This is a genomic window from Halobacillus sp. (assembly GCF_049282395.1).
In the GTDB taxonomy this organism is placed as follows: domain Bacteria; phylum Bacillota; class Bacilli; order Bacillales; family Halobacillaceae; genus Halobacillus.
Genome location: NZ_JBAPTY010000161.1, coordinates 1 through 14186, shown reverse-complemented (window position 1 = coordinate 14186; position 14186 = coordinate 1). Strand labels below are relative to the sequence as shown.

The 14186-nt window shown below is 43.1% G+C and carries 14 protein-coding genes; 11 read left to right on the top strand and 3 right to left on the bottom strand.

Annotated features, from left to right (window positions below):
* Positions 1-311 precede the first annotated feature (311 nt).
* From thrB to WAM07_RS07225, 3 genes are read right to left on the bottom strand one after another with little or no spacing between them, the layout of a single operon-like run.
* On the bottom strand, positions 312-1235 hold the full coding sequence (gene thrB, locus WAM07_RS07235) for a homoserine kinase (protein ID WP_422165855.1): 924 nt from the start codon (positions 1233-1235) through the stop codon (positions 312-314).
* Positions 1232-2287 (bottom strand): threonine synthase, encoded by a 1056-nt coding sequence (thrC, locus tag WAM07_RS07230; RefSeq protein ID WP_422165854.1) that lies wholly within the window; start codon positions 2285-2287, stop codon positions 1232-1234. Before thrC ends, thrB begins: the two co-directional genes overlap by 4 nt.
* 1 nt (position 2288) lies before the next feature.
* A complete protein-coding gene (locus WAM07_RS07225; RefSeq protein ID WP_422165853.1) occupies positions 2289-3584 on the bottom strand; it encodes a homoserine dehydrogenase in 1296 nt (431 codons plus the stop codon).
* A 358-nt stretch (positions 3585-3942) separates the two neighbouring features.
* Between WAM07_RS07225 and WAM07_RS07220 the strand changes: the two genes are divergently transcribed.
* The 11 genes from WAM07_RS07220 (at position 3943) to WAM07_RS07170 (ending at position 13441) form a co-directional block, all read left to right on the top strand.
* Positions 3943-4182 carry a hypothetical protein gene (locus WAM07_RS07220; RefSeq protein ID WP_422165852.1) on the top strand — a complete coding sequence of 80 codons (240 nt, stop codon included), beginning with the start codon at positions 3943-3945 and terminating at the stop codon, positions 4180-4182.
* Between the two features lie 176 nt (positions 4183-4358).
* Positions 4359-5348 (top strand): LacI family DNA-binding transcriptional regulator, encoded by a 990-nt coding sequence (locus WAM07_RS07215; protein WP_422165851.1) that lies wholly within the window; start codon positions 4359-4361, stop codon positions 5346-5348.
* Between the two features lie 178 nt (positions 5349-5526).
* Positions 5527-6933 (top strand): sucrose-specific PTS transporter subunit IIBC, encoded by a 1407-nt coding sequence (locus tag WAM07_RS07210; RefSeq protein ID WP_422165850.1) that lies wholly within the window; start codon positions 5527-5529, stop codon positions 6931-6933.
* Positions 6934-7123: 190 nt separating this feature from the next.
* Complete coding sequence (gene manA, locus WAM07_RS07205; RefSeq protein ID WP_422165849.1) at positions 7124-8083, top strand: mannose-6-phosphate isomerase, class I; 960 nt, start codon at positions 7124-7126, stop codon at positions 8081-8083.
* A gap of 32 nt (positions 8084-8115) precedes the next feature.
* A complete protein-coding gene (locus WAM07_RS07200; RefSeq protein ID WP_422165848.1) occupies positions 8116-9822 on the top strand; it encodes a phospho-sugar mutase in 1707 nt (568 codons plus the stop codon).
* A gap of 231 nt (positions 9823-10053) precedes the next feature.
* Positions 10054-10512, top strand: coding sequence for an IDEAL domain-containing protein (locus WAM07_RS07195; RefSeq protein ID WP_014644718.1), 459 nt, complete (start codon positions 10054-10056; stop codon positions 10510-10512).
* 267 nt (positions 10513-10779) lie between these two features.
* Positions 10780-10920 (top strand): anti-repressor SinI family protein, encoded by a 141-nt coding sequence (locus tag WAM07_RS07190; protein WP_422165847.1) that lies wholly within the window; start codon positions 10780-10782, stop codon positions 10918-10920.
* Positions 10921-11003: 83 nt separating this feature from the next.
* Positions 11004-12209, top strand: a complete 1206-nt coding sequence (locus tag WAM07_RS07185) for a helix-turn-helix transcriptional regulator (RefSeq protein WP_422165846.1) — start codon at positions 11004-11006, stop codon at positions 12207-12209.
* Positions 12210-12447: 238 nt separating this feature from the next.
* On the top strand, positions 12448-12681 hold the full coding sequence (locus WAM07_RS07180) for a helix-turn-helix domain-containing protein (RefSeq protein WP_422165845.1): 234 nt from the start codon (positions 12448-12450) through the stop codon (positions 12679-12681).
* A 27-nt stretch (positions 12682-12708) separates the two neighbouring features.
* Complete coding sequence (locus WAM07_RS07175) at positions 12709-12834, top strand: anti-repressor SinI family protein (RefSeq protein WP_422165844.1); 126 nt, start codon at positions 12709-12711, stop codon at positions 12832-12834.
* A 16-nt stretch (positions 12835-12850) separates the two neighbouring features.
* Positions 12851-13441 carry a hypothetical protein gene (locus WAM07_RS07170; protein ID WP_422165843.1) on the top strand — a complete coding sequence of 197 codons (591 nt, stop codon included), beginning with the start codon at positions 12851-12853 and terminating at the stop codon, positions 13439-13441.
* The last annotated feature ends 745 nt before the right edge of the window (positions 13442-14186 follow it).

Below are 14186 nucleotides of genomic sequence, written 5' to 3'. Positions count from 1 at the left end.
ACGCAGGTGATGTTTGAAGTGGTTTCGAGCTTTTGATTTGGCAAGGTCCGAAGGGGGACGATAAAAGACTCCTGTGGGATGAACATGATCGGTGAGACCCCGGAAGGCGAAGCCTGAGGAGGCTCAGCACATGCCCACGGAAAGCGAATCGTCCCCCGCCGGACCTTCACAGTAACCCGATATCTCGAAACTGATTTTTCAACAATCCGGCCCGATTGTTTATGAGACCTCTAATAAAAATTCGCAACATTACTTAACCCAATTTTAAAAAACACAGAAGATCCCGGTGATGTAACCATCACCGGGATCTTTTACTTAGCGTGTCCACTTGGAAGACTTGGAGAAGTCACTTCCAATCCGTGACTATCTACTTGTAAAGCTTCCACCTGATAGGCGGGAAGTTCTTTCTGCAGAAGAACAAGTTTCTCTTCGCTTAATTGTTCAAATAAAGCAATCATGGTTGGGCCTGCGCCGCTAATATACATTCCGGCTGCATTCAGTTCCTTCACTTTGACGGCGATCGCATCAAAATCAGGAATTAACTCTTTACGGTAAGGCTGATGCCACTGATCTTTCATCATCATTTTCCCAGCCAGTTCCCAGTTTTGCTCAGCAAGAGCTGCAACGAGTACATTGGCTGTACCACTGGCGTGAACGCCCTGCTTGTAACTGATTTTCTGAGGCAGCAGGCTGCGTGCTTTTTCCGTTTCCAGATGGAAATCAGGAACGATGGCAAGCCAAATCAGGTCATCGAGTCCTTTGGTGAACTGGACAAAATCTAAATGGTCCCCGTCATAGCTTGAAACCATAATTCCCCCGTAAATGGCCGGGGCGACATTATCCGGGTGGCCTTCAATGGCGCAGGCAAGCTGTAATTTTTCATAGCGGCTAAGCTGAAGGTTCAGAATCTGATTTGCAAGCTCAATTCCGCCTACAACGGCTGTAGAGGAACTGCCAAGACCACGGGCGATCGGTACATCATTGATCAAATCCACATGGTACGGCGGCAGTTCTTCATATCCGTAAGCCGTTGCTGTATAGATGGCGGTCATATAAATTAAATTATCTTTTCCGGATGGGATATGAGGCTGGTCCACCTCAGGCACTCCGAACGACCACTTATCTGCAGGCTGGCATTGGAGCGTCACGTATTTGGAGAGAGCAATGCCAACGGAGTCAAATCCCGGTCCTAGATTAGCGGAAGTTGCGGGTACCCGGATTTGAAATGTACTCATGAGCGTACTCCTGAGATGGCCTCGGCAAACTGGTCGATATCATTTTCAATGACCGTGGGTTTGACCGGGCTTGTATCAATCGCTGCTGCTGGATCTTTCAGTCCGTTCCCAGTGAGAACATGAACGACTTTTGATCCTTGTGGAATCTCGCCGCTCTTCACTTTCTTAAGCATACCTGCGATCGACGCACATGAAGCAGGTTCAGCAAATACTCCTTCTTTTTGAGCCAGTAGCTGATACGCTTCTACAATTTCATCATCCGTTACTTCGTCAATTAAGCCGCCGGATTGTTCTTTTGCAGTAATCGCTTTTTCCCAGCTTGCGGGATTGCCAATCCGAATCGCTGTTGCTAGCGTTTCCGGATCTTCAATGACCTGGTTGCGGACAATAGCTGCTGCACCGCTTGCTTCAAAGCCCATCATCTTCGGCAGCTGATGGCCATATTTCTCATGATATTCCTGAAAGCCGCGCCAATAAGCAGTAATGTTGCCAGCGTTGCCCACCGGAATAGATAGAACGTCAGGCGCTTCACCGAGCACGTCACATACTTCAAAGGCAGCAGTTTTCTGTCCCTCAATCCGATAAGGATTCAAAGAGTTTACGAGCGTGACCGGTTCCTTTTCAGCGATTTCTCTTACCATCTTTAACGCCTGATCAAAGTTACCTTTAATGGAAAAAATCTCAGCACCGTACATGACGGCCTGGGCGAGTTTACCCTGCGCGATTTTGCCATCAGGGATGACCACGATGCAACGGAGGCCTGCGCGGGCAGCAAAGGCTGCCGCAGAGGCAGAAGTATTGCCGGTTGATGCGCAGATGACAGCTTTCGATCCTTCTTCAATTGCTTTCGCCATCGCCATGACCATTCCGCGGTCCTTAAACGAACCGGTCGGGTTGGCGCCTTCAATTTTTACATACCCTTCAATTCCATACTCCTTCGAAATCGTCGGTATGGATAAAAGGGGAGTATTGCCTTCCTGTAAAGACAGATTCGGTGTCTGGTCGGTTACGGGAAGAAATTCACGATAATGATGAAGCAATCCTTGCCACATCTTAGCTGCCCCCTTCCACTCGGAAAATACTTTCAACACTTTTCACGGAATGATGCGTTTCAATTTCCTTCATCGCCTGGGAAAAGTCTTCTTCACTAACTTGATGTGTGACCATCATCAGCTCACGCTCTCCATCTTCTTCATAGGAACGCTGGATGATTTGATCGAACGAGATATTGTACTGAGCGAAAATCTTCGTTATTTCCATTAACATGCCTGTTTGATCGAGTACGTGCAGACGGATATATTTCTTCGTCATCTGCTGGTCCTTAGGCATAACCTGCTTAGGGAATTGAGGCTGAACGTAAGCCGTACCTGTTGTACCTAATCGGATATTTTTTAATACAGCTATTAAATCGGATACGACGGCTGTAGCGGTTGGAAGCTTTCCGGCTCCTGGACCATAGAACATCGTTTCTCCTACAGCATCGCCGTACACATACACCGCGTTAAACTCATCGTTCACGGAGGATAGCGGATGAGCAGCAGGGAGGAAGGTTGGTTCTACGCTTACAGATACACCATTTGCATCATTCTCAGCAATACCAATTAATTTAATTCGATAGCCAAGTTCTTCAGCATATTGAATATCGGAAAGAGATAAGCCGCGAATTCCTTTGACTTCCACATCTTCCAGATTAAACGGCATGGAGAATCCTAAGATGGAAAGAATGGTCATCTTCCGGGCCGCATCCAGACCATCGACATCGGCTGTTGGATCCGCTTCGGCAAAGCCAAGGTCCTGCGCTTCCTTTAATATACTGTCAAAGTCGGCTCCGTCCTGAGACATTTTCGTCATGATATAGTTGGTCGTTCCATTAACAATGCCCATCATTTTTGTAATGCGGTCAGAGGATAAGCCGTCCATAATGGAACGGATAATCGGTACCCCTGCAGCTACACTGGCTTCATAATAAAGATCACTGCCGCTTTCCTGACAGGCAGCAAAAAGCTCGGCTCCATGCTGGGCGATTAAATCCTTGTTGGCTGTTACGACATGTTTCCCGTGCTGAATCGCTTCTAATAATATGGTTAACGTGTGATCGATTCCACCCATCACCTCTACAACTACATCGATTTCTGGGTCGCGGGTAATATCTTCGTATCGATCGGTCAGGTTCGTGGAGCCGTCAGGAAGCTCTCGAGGCTTCTCCACGTTATTAACCAATACGGATTTAATCGTAACTTCGCACCCCGTTCTGTGCTGAATACGCTCCTTATGGTCATGAAGAATTTCAATTACTCCACTTCCTACAGTCCCTAAACCTAATAACCCTACGGTAATGGTATTTTTCATCGTTCACACTCCTTGTCCACTTGAAATATACATTATTCTTTATATAAAGGACATTGTAACGGAAAGGGGAGGCGAGTACAAGAGTGAATTCTCAGACGATTCGAATTTTTATAAAAGATACAAATTCTACATATTTATTAAAACTTTACATTAGATGTATTTTGCTATTTTTATTAGTTAAAAATGAATAAAACAGAGTAATTTATAGGAAAAAATCTATAAATATTAAATATGATTAATTATTCGACGTAAAACGACAAAAATGAATCTATTGTATTAATTTTTAATATCTTGACTTATTTTGACAAATAAAATATAAATAATTGTACCTACAAAATAAAAAGGGGGAAGGGCAGCAATGATGGACAGTTTATATTCCGGTCCGCTTCCTGATTCATTAAGGAAGTATGATGCGGTCATCGATCAAATCATCAGAGAGATGGGAGTGGAAGGGAAGATGGAAGAATTCAAGGATGAAGGGAAGCAGGCGGTGTATAAAGCAGAGACAGCCTTTTACTCCATTATAACGGATATGAATAAGGATACGTATATGTACTGTACGATCCGCCAGCGCTTTCTGGAGCTTCTTGGCAGCTGAGAGTGGATTACATATCGTGAAGGACTCTGGAAGTGTATGAATTCCAGGGTCTTTTTTGGCAGAAATGTTTTCGGGTATCAGGGCGCTGGAAGGGAAACTTTTTACCAAATGCTAGACAATGCCCAATTTTTTCAATACGATATGATGTGAAAAGGATTCCATGGAGGATGAAACCTATGACAACAATCAATGACATAGCAAAAAGGGCAAACGTTTCCCGGACTACTGTTTCAAGAGCTTTGAACAATAGTGGGTACGTAAGTGAAGAAGCCCGAAAAAGAATTATGAAAATTGTCGAAGAAACCGGTTATATGCCTAATCAATCAGCGAAATCGCTTCGGACTAAGCGTTCAGGCGTGATCGGAGTCATTCTGCCGCGTCTAAGCACGGAAACTTCCACACGTGTCGTGAATGGAATTAATGAAGTGTTAGCTAAAGAAGGCTTTCAAATCCTGTTGACGGATACAGAACTGGACAGTAAAAAAGAGATTGAATACATCCGTTTATTGAAGAGCAGACATGTGGATGGAATTATACTGCTTGCGACTAATGTGAATGATGAACTGATTCAAACCATTCGTGACGTGGATGTTCCTTTCCTTGCGATCGGTCAGGATCTTCCTGAAGTAACGTCTCTTGTTTATGATGATTACCACGCATCTGCTGATTTAACGAATATGCTGATTCATAAAGGCCATCATAAAATAGCTTTTATAGGCGTGAGCCGGAACGACCCTTCCGTTGGGGTTATTCGAGAACAGGCTTTTCGTGATGTAATGGAAAGAGAAGGCGGAGTGATCCAGGACCACTGGATGGGAACAGGGGATTTTTCGATTGATTCCGGTTATGAAGAGATGAAAAAGATTTTACGAGCAAGCGGTAAGAACAGGCCAAGTGCGGTATATGCTGTTACCGATCGAATGGCCATTGGGGCTATGGAGTACTTGAAGGAACAAGGTTACCGGATTCCTGAAGACATGGCTGTCGTCGGAATAGGAGCTTCCAGTTTGTCTCAATATGTAAGCCCTTCCCTGACTACGATCGATTATTTTAATAAGAAAGCGGGGCAACAGGCGGCTGAACTGTTACTGGCCAAATTAAAGAATGAAAAACATGAGCAGAAATTTGAGTTAACGTATAGACTAATTTTACGAGATAGTGTATAGTTCTAATTGAAAACGCAATCATGTAATCGTTCACACATTTCAGGAACATAATTTATTCCTTATAGAAATACTGAAATCGACGCACTTATTTGATGAAATTATTGAATGTTTTATATTTTTTTATGAAATGTGTAATCGATTACATGCCAATGTTATTACAAGAAAGGGGTTTTCAAAAATGGCCGAGAATTCTCAAATCGCAAAAGACGTCATTGAGGCTGCCGGCGGCGAAGGAAACATCGCTTCAGTAGCTCACTGTGCCACCCGCCTTCGGATTATGCTGCACGACAAAGAGAAAGCCGATATTTCTGCAATTGAAGAGATCGACAAAGTAAAAGGTGCTTTTTACAACTCTGGGCAGCTGCAGGTGATCTTCGGAACAGGTACGGTTAACCGAATTTACGAAGAGGTTACTAAGCTGAATGTGGAAGGAACAACTAAATCTGAAATGAAAGAAGAGACGAAGAAGCAAGGGAACTGGTTCCAGCGCTGGATCCGTACCTTCGGTGATGTGTTCGTTCCGATTATCCCGGCGCTCGTTGCGACTGGTTTGTTCATGGGTCTGCGTGGACTTGTCACTCAGCCCCAGATTTTAGGACTATTTGGAATGGCCCCTGAAGATATTTCAGAAAACTTTATTCTTTTCACACAGATTCTGACGGACACCGCTTTTATATTCCTGCCGGCACTGGTTGCCTGGTCTACCTTTAAAGTGTTTGGAGGCAGTCCGCTGCTCGGTATTGTCATTGGATTAATGCTCGTATCACCTGCGCTTCCGAACGCTTGGGATATTGGCGGCGGGGAAGTCGAACCAATCATGTTCTTTGGCTTTATCCCCGTAGTTGGTTATCAGGCTTCTGTGCTTCCAGCCTTTATTACAGGTATATTTGGAGCGAAACTTGAGAAAGCTTTGCGGAAGAAAATACCTGAGTCTCTGGATTTAATCCTGACACCTTTCCTAGTCCTATTAATCATGATTACAGCAGCATTATTCATCATAGGACCAATCTTCCACATCGTAGAAAATGGTATTTTCTCTGCTACACGTGTGGTTCTGGATCTTCCGTTAGGACTTAGCGGCCTGATCATCGGTGGTTTGCATCAGGTCATCGTTATTACAGGCGTGCACCACATCTTCAACTTACTTGAAATTCAATTGCTTGAACGTTTAGGGGAAAATCCGTTTAACCCACTAATTTCAGCAGGTATTGCAGCTCAAGGTGCAGCAGCACTGGCTGTTGGTTTGAAATCAAAACAGAAGAAAATGAAAGCTCTGGCCCTTCCATCTGCCTTGTCTGCATTCCTTGGAATTACAGAGCCAGCCATTTTCGGTGTTAACCTGCGTTATATGAAACCTTTCGTTATGGGTCTTATTGGTGGAGCGGCCGGCGGTTTCTTCGCTTCTCTTATGGGACTCGCTGGTACCGGAATGGCGATCACCGTAATTCCTGGTATGCTTCTATACTTGGATGGCTTGTTCCCTTTTGCCAATTACATCATCGCAAACGGAATCGCTATTGGAGTAGCTTTCGGTCTTACATGGGCCTTCGGTTACGAAGACGGCATGCTCGACAAAAACAAATAATACCCATTTATTCCTATTCTTTCTACCTCAGGTCCCCCAGTAATTACCAGGACCAGCTAGAGGGTATGGAAATAAATAGAGGACCAGGTCAAACAGTATTTTCCAGTTTGGTCTGGTCTGTTTTTGTCTTTTTGTGGCAGGTAATGTGATATAATAAGGGGTAATCATAAGCAAAAGAGGTGAGTTGCTCATGTATAAGGAACCTATCTTCTTACAGCCTGAATTCAAAGAACGGATTTGGGGCGGTACGGGCCTTAAAGAAATTTTTCAGTACGACATCCCTTCCGATCAGACAGGAGAAGCCTGGTGCATTTCCGGCCATACGAATGGTTCAAACACGATTCAGAACGGCCCATTGAAAGGCCATACGCTGGCTGAAGCATGGAAGGAACACCGTGAACTGTTCGCCCAGGAAGAAGGAGAAGAATTTCCATTGTTAGTGAAGATTCTGGATGCTGCGAAGGACTTATCTGTTCAAGTCCACCCGGATGATACATATGCACGCGAAATTGAAGGAAAGAATTACGGGAAAACAGAATGCTGGTATGTGATCGATGCCGAAGAAGGCTCTGAAATTATTTTTGGTCATCATGCCTCGAATAAAAAGGAATTACAGGATTTGGTGGAGAATGAAGAATGGGAGAGGCTGCTTAGGCGGATTCCCGTTCAGCCTGGGGATTTCTTTTATGTACCAAGTGGAACGATCCACGCGATTGGCGCTGGCATTCAGATTCTTGAAACCCAGCAGAGTTCGGATATCACGTACCGCGTCTACGACTATGATCGCGTAGGAAACGATGGAGAGAAGCGGGAACTGCACCTGGATAAGTCACTGGAAGTGATAACGGTTCCACATAGAGATCCCCACATTGATCGATCAGATGCAGTTCAGGCAGACCTCAGGCAGGAAACCTTGATAGAAGAAGAGTATTTTTCTGTTTTTCATTGGCAATTGGAAGGGGAAAGCGGGGAGCTGAAGCCCAATCCTTATTTGTTAGTAAGCGCTCTCCAGGGAAATGGAGAAGTCAGGATTGATCAGGAGACTTATTCGTTTTCAAACGGGGATCATTTTATTATCCCTGCTACAGTAGACACATTCGAATTGAAAGGAAACGCTTCTTTTATCGTCTCCCGTTCCAATAAGTCATAATCATTATAAACTACAAGAGGAGTGATGGATGGATGTGGAAAAATGAGTACAATCGCTGGAAAGAATTTAAAGAGATGGACGAAAATCTATCGTCGCAATTAAAAGAGATTGAAGATGATGAGCAGTCTTTAGAAGACGCCTTTTATAAGAACCTCGAGTTTGGTACAGGTGGAATGCGCGGTAAGCTTGGACCCGGTACGAATCGGATGAACATCTATACGATCAGAAGAGCTGCCGAAGGGCTCGCTACGTATGTGAATGATCGGGGGCTCTCGAACCGCGGCGTAGCTATTGCTTACGACTCCCGTTATATGTCCAAAGAGTTTGCAGTGGAAACAGCCCGTGTGCTCGGCTACCACGGTATTCCTTCATATGTATTCACTTCCTTACGCCCGACGCCGGAGCTATCTTTCGCTGTGCGTCATTTAAAGACCGCTGCAGGAGTGGTGGTCACAGCCAGCCATAACCCGCCAGAGTACAATGGGTTCAAAGCCTATAACGAGGACGGCGGCCAGCTTCCTCCTCTTCAGGCTGAATCCATGATCGGGTTTGTTAATAAAGTAGAAGACGAACTGAATGTAGATGCAGCCGATCAGAAGCAACTGGAAGATGACGGACTGCTCAACTGGATCGATGAAAAAATAGATGCTGCCTATTTGGAGCAGCTTAAATCCGTAACAATACAGCCGGATATTAAAAAAGATATCTCTCTTGTGTTTACGCCTCTTCATGGAACGGCACGTGACCTTGTACAAAAAGGACTGGAGCAGAGTGGATTTTCTTCCGTAGCTATTGTAGAAGAGCAGGCGCAGCCGGATCCTGAATTCTCGACCGTTGCTTCGCCGAATCCGGAAGAACATCAGGCTTTTGCTATGGCGATTGAACAAGGAAAAGCAGTAGGAGCTGACTTACTGCTTGCAACCGACCCTGATGCGGACCGCATGGGAGCGGCTGTACCGGATAAAAACGGTGAATATCAGGTGTTAACCGGAAACCAGACTGGTGCTCTTATGCTTGATTATATTTTGGAGCATTCTCCTGATGTACCTGACAATGGACTCCTGATTAAGACCATTGTGACCTCTGAATTCGGCCGGGTGATCGCGGATGCTCATAACATCGGCACGCTAGATACACTGACAGGCTTTAAATTTATTGGTGAAAAAATCAAAGAGTACGAACAGAGCGGCGAATATGAGTTCATGTTCGGATATGAAGAGAGTTATGGTTATTTAGTTAAACCATTTGCACGTGATAAAGACGCCGTACAGGCGGCGATTCTTATAGCAGAAGTCGGTGCTTATTATAAGAATCAGGGCAAAACACTGCTTGATGCTCTGGAAGAGCTTTACCAGAAGCACGGGTACTTCCTTGAAGATCTTCAATCCGTGAAGCTTGAAGGAAAATCAGGAGCGGATAAAATCAAGACGATTATGGAAGATTTCCGTGACGCAGGTATTACAGAAGCAGGCGGAAAGAAAGTAGTCGCTGTTGAGGATTATTCTACAATGACTCGTCATTATGTAGAAGGAGGCGCCACCGAGGAGATTGAACTTCCAACGTCGAATGTGCTGAAGTTTATTCTCGAGGACGACTGCTGGTTCTGTTTACGTCCGTCCGGCACAGAGCCGAAAATTAAATTTTATTATGGAGCCAAATCCGGTTCCCGAAATGATAGCGAGAAGATCCTTGAAGCATTAAAAGCAACCGTCAATGACCGTTTGCATGCTTTGATTTAACTAAGAGTCCCAGCTTTCCGTATGGAAAGCTGGGACTTTTTTATTTTGTTCTTAGAGGAACTGAAAATGTAAGTAGAATAGCTGCGATTCCTATCACGAAAGGGGTAAGATTCTGAAAAATATTTGAAATTCAACCTTGAATTCAAGATAAAAGACTTTCAATTTGTTGACAAATCAGCGATAATAGAATAAAATACTGAAAATTCAGATTAAATTAAAGGGGTGGGCACTGTGTTAAATATTAAAATGCTGAAACCATATTACGTGAAGGAAGATAAGCGCTTTATCCGAGTTGTGCTAGCCTACCAGTACTTTTCATTATTTATTGACAATGAACTCTACCAATTCGTCCCTATGGAATCCAGAGAAATCATCATTGACCGTCAACGTAAGCGCGTTCATAATGTATTCGATATTTTCGTATTTCAACGCGGTAAAAATATAGTGTATGTATCGGTGGCCGATCTTCTGCAGCTGCCGGATTTTCTACAGCATCTTCATTCCATCGTCGCACCTTACTATGAAAAGGAAGAGGTAGAACTTACAAAACCGGAAGAAAATGAAACGAATGAAGTGATTCTGGAGCTCGAAAAGAATAATCTCAGGCGTTTGATCGATCAGGCAATAGATTCGGAGGACCGCGATACCTTCCGGGTACTGACGACTACATGGAACCGTATGTATTCTTAAAATTAAATAAACAAAAGCCGATATGATGCAGCCATATCGGCTTTTGTTTATTTAAATACTATAAATTACAAATTACTACATTCTTTTATTAGGAATATTCTAAAATTAAATGTTTATATTTAAAAAATAGTTAAATATGTTCAAAATCAGTTGCAGAAAATCAGTTATAATAGTAATACATTTCCAGATGAAGGAAGATTCTTTGATAGATAAAAAATGAAGAATCTTTAAACAGAAACCTAGAGGATTTTGGGGAGGTTTAGAGAGATGAGAACGTTGCCGAGTGTGAGTAAATTAGATGAGGACTGGGTACATTTATTAAAGCAGGCAAAGGCCATGGGGCTGACGATCAATGAAGTAAGAAATTATATTAAAGGTCCCTCCGATAAGAGGAAGTCATTAGAATAGACGCACCGCCTAATCATTTAGGGGTGCTATTTTTTTGGATTCAGGTATAATAGTAAAAAAGGATTATACTTGGGGGTATCTATATGACTATGTCCCATCATGAGCTTACCCACTTATTGAAGGACTGTTCGATTGCACTGCAAGTCCCTGTGCTGCTTTTGAATCATAAACGGAAATTAACCTTTCAATTTCCAGACAGCTTTCATCAGCCTCCGGATTTCATGAAAAAAAGCTTCTTCCCTTTTTTAGAAACCAGCAGAAAAAGCCCTAACACCTTAGAAAAATTCTCGGATGAATTTGGACAGAGTATTTTCTTGTATTCTATGAAGATCGGACATGAAGAACCAGTGGATATCGTTTTTGGTCCTTTTTTACATAAAGAGATCGGAAAAAAAGAAATTGATGGTTTTGTAAAAGCTGACTCAGACTATAAAGGTAAGACGGAAAGATTATTAAATTACTATGATCAATTACCAGTGCTGAATCCCGTGCAATTGTTATCCATGGAACGAATTCTCATACGAATTCTCTCCGGAAAACAGGAAGGACATCGTCCTGGAAAACATGCGCCGGTCCAGAAGGTGTATGAACATTATCTCAGGAACGAAGCTTCTCCGAACAACAACTATCAGCTTCAGGAACGTTTTATACACTTATTCAAATTTGGTCAGGCAGAGGCGCTGGAGGTCTATCGGGAGTGGAGAAAGCAATTGTTCTCGTCAGCCAGTCATTCGAATGCAGTGAGACTGGAGAAGAATCAACTGATCCGTCTGATAGGGGAATTGAATCAGTTGTGCCTGGAAGGGGGAGCCCAGCTGGACGAAGTGATGTCCCTCAGCGAGTTCTTTATGAACTATTTAGAAACGAAAAAGACTACGGAAGAACTTCATGAATTAGAAGAGAATGTTATCCAAAGCTTCATGAGCCGTTTGCAGCGAGCTCAGGAAGAACCGGTGTATTCTCCTTTAGTCGAGCGGTCCAAGCGCTATATCTTCCAGAACTTAAGTGACTCCCTTTCCCTGCAGGAGATCGCAGCTGCCATGAATGTCCATCCGAATTATTTATCGGGAGTATTCAAGAAAGAAACAGGAATTTCAATATCTCAATTTATTAATATTGAGCGGGTGAAAGAAGCGAAAGAACTGCTGAGCATCTCTGATTTTACTTTGCTGGATATTAGTATGAAGCTTGGGTTTAATAGTCAGAGCTACTTTACAAGAGTTTTCAAAAAAATAGAAGGTATCGGACCAAATGAATTTCGCAAAAAACATCATATTATGGAAGAGTGAAGTCGGCTGAGCTATAGATCAGCCGGCTTTTTTTGTTCTTAAAATAGAAAATATTTGGAGATATTTGGAGAAAACAAGAGTGTGAAGAACGTAGTTGTTCTCTATTGTGAATTTTGGCGGTTTTCTTTTTAATAGAGTCGTTTTATAATATTCTTTATAAAGAACAACAAGGATACAAAATAGAACAAAATGTACAACATTTAGATAAATTTTGACATGGAAAAGGGGATGGAGGACATTGGCAACTATAGGGGAAAAGATTCGGGTTCTTCGGATTGGGAAGGGTTTATCAGTGAATGAGTTTGCAAAACTGTCCAAAGTATCCAAATCGTATATTAGTAACATTGAACGAGGCGTTCAGAAAAATCCATCGCTCATCGTTATGGGAAAGCTCGCAAAGACCCTGGAGGTACCGCTTGAGGAATTGCTGCCCTATCGTTGGGGAGACGAACCAGAAAAAAACGCAAAGTGAATGGTGGTAGAGAGGTGTGGCTATGGAATGACTGGTCAGATAACGGTACAGATAGATATAGAATGGCTCGAGCTCATGAGGCAGGCAAAAAAACTGGGGTTAACCGTGGAAGACATTAAACGTTTTCTAGAACAGAAAAAGCCACTCCTTTGAGACGGGAGGGAAAGTTTTGAGAGGAAAAGTCTTATTTACAAGGGGAGCGGCTAAAAAGAATATTGTCGTAAAAGAGCTGCCGGAATACAGGTATGACCCCGATACCGTTCGTAATATAAGCGTCCTTATACAACAATATTCCCAGCTGATCGTAAAAGATGGCTGGCAGGTGATCAGTCAGCAGGGAGTGGTTTATGCAAGGGCCGCTGATCGCGGACTAAAGCAGGAAGCTATGGAAGCTGTCGGAGGAGACGGATCCCCTCTCTCATATGTTCAAGCTGCCTCCTGTTATCACCATCTATCTGACTACACTAGAAAAGGAAGCTGCCTGAGTGAGGCGTCCATTTTAGATGATACATTGGTCAGGAACCTTGATTTGTTTAAGGAATGGAGCTTTGGCCAAGTCCACCGCAGTTTGAATCCGGTGTTCTTCTATGACTCTCTCTTACATCCAGTCGTCATTTTCTTTAGCCATCATAAGGAAGGAATCGAAACCATTCAAAAGAGTATCCACCGCTTTGAGCGTGAAAGCTACGCCTTAAAGTTTCAACAGAGGGAATGGGCCGTCCAGAATAGGGGGGACGAGTTTCCCCGATATTATAGTTGACAGAAGCCTATTTTCTTATTAAAGGAAGTAGGCTTCTGTCATAATTTGACGTAAACACTTCACGAATTGAATGAACATTCATATACTATTATTAATTTTTAAAATATTTTTGAAGAAAAAACTATTCAAATGACGAATATTGCTATATGATAAGATGATAGATTGGAAGAATGCATACATTATTTGTTGAAAAATTGAAAATGATGCAACTAAAGGGAGAATAATCTTGATTTAACTGTCGGTCAGGTGTCATGCTCCCCTCATAAAAAGATGTTTTCCATCGAAGACTTAAGTAAATAGAATAGTAAGATACTAAACGATAGAAAAGGTGGGACGAATGGAAAATTTAAAAGAGGTGCTGCAGGATATCATCCAGCGCTCCGAAACTTCGGAAGTCCTCTCTTCTCAGGACGTTATTGAACAATTAATCCAGCAGCTCCAAAGGTAAATAAACATATATTGATATAAAAATCGTCCTTCAACTATCCTAAGGGACGGTTTTTTAATTGGCTCTATTAGAGGTATTTGTGCCCTTTCTTATGAAACTATCGGGCCGGATAGTTGAAGACTCAGTTTCAAGATAATTTGGATCCGTTATGTTGTATGCAGAAGGGCTGGTGGGGAAATAACTCGCTTTCCTATGGGGGAACGTTGAGCTTCCTCGCTCGTTTCACTCCCTGCGGGATCTCACCTAGTTCCTTCTCCCATGGGAGTCTCGCCATTTCCCCATCAACCCAACTTTATT

What these genes read in the sequence shown, in the direction of transcription:
- WAM07_RS07225 (WP_422165853.1), bottom strand. Translation starts at nt 3,584, where the DNA reads ATGAAAAATACCATTACCGTAGGGTTATTAGGTTTAGGGACTGTAGGA.
- thrB (WP_422165855.1), bottom strand. Translation starts at nt 1,235, where the DNA reads ATGAGTACATTTCAAATCCGGGTACCCGCAACTTCCGCTAATCTAGGA.
- WAM07_RS07220 (WP_422165852.1), top strand. Translation starts at nt 3,943, where the DNA reads ATGATGGACAGTTTATATTCCGGTCCGCTTCCTGATTCATTAAGGAAG.
- thrC (WP_422165854.1), bottom strand. Translation starts at nt 2,287, where the DNA reads ATGTGGCAAGGATTGCTTCATCATTATCGTGAATTTCTTCCCGTAACC.
- WAM07_RS07185 (WP_422165846.1), top strand. Translation starts at nt 11,004, where the DNA reads ATGACTATGTCCCATCATGAGCTTACCCACTTATTGAAGGACTGTTCG.
- WAM07_RS07190 (WP_422165847.1), top strand. Translation starts at nt 10,780, where the DNA reads ATGAGAACGTTGCCGAGTGTGAGTAAATTAGATGAGGACTGGGTACAT.
- WAM07_RS07200 (WP_422165848.1), top strand. Translation starts at nt 8,116, where the DNA reads ATGTGGAAAAATGAGTACAATCGCTGGAAAGAATTTAAAGAGATGGAC.
- WAM07_RS07210 (WP_422165850.1), top strand. Translation starts at nt 5,527, where the DNA reads ATGGCCGAGAATTCTCAAATCGCAAAAGACGTCATTGAGGCTGCCGGC.
- manA (WP_422165849.1), top strand. Translation starts at nt 7,124, where the DNA reads ATGTATAAGGAACCTATCTTCTTACAGCCTGAATTCAAAGAACGGATT.
- WAM07_RS07215 (WP_422165851.1), top strand. Translation starts at nt 4,359, where the DNA reads ATGACAACAATCAATGACATAGCAAAAAGGGCAAACGTTTCCCGGACT.
- WAM07_RS07175 (WP_422165844.1), top strand. Translation starts at nt 12,709, where the DNA reads ATGACTGGTCAGATAACGGTACAGATAGATATAGAATGGCTCGAGCTC.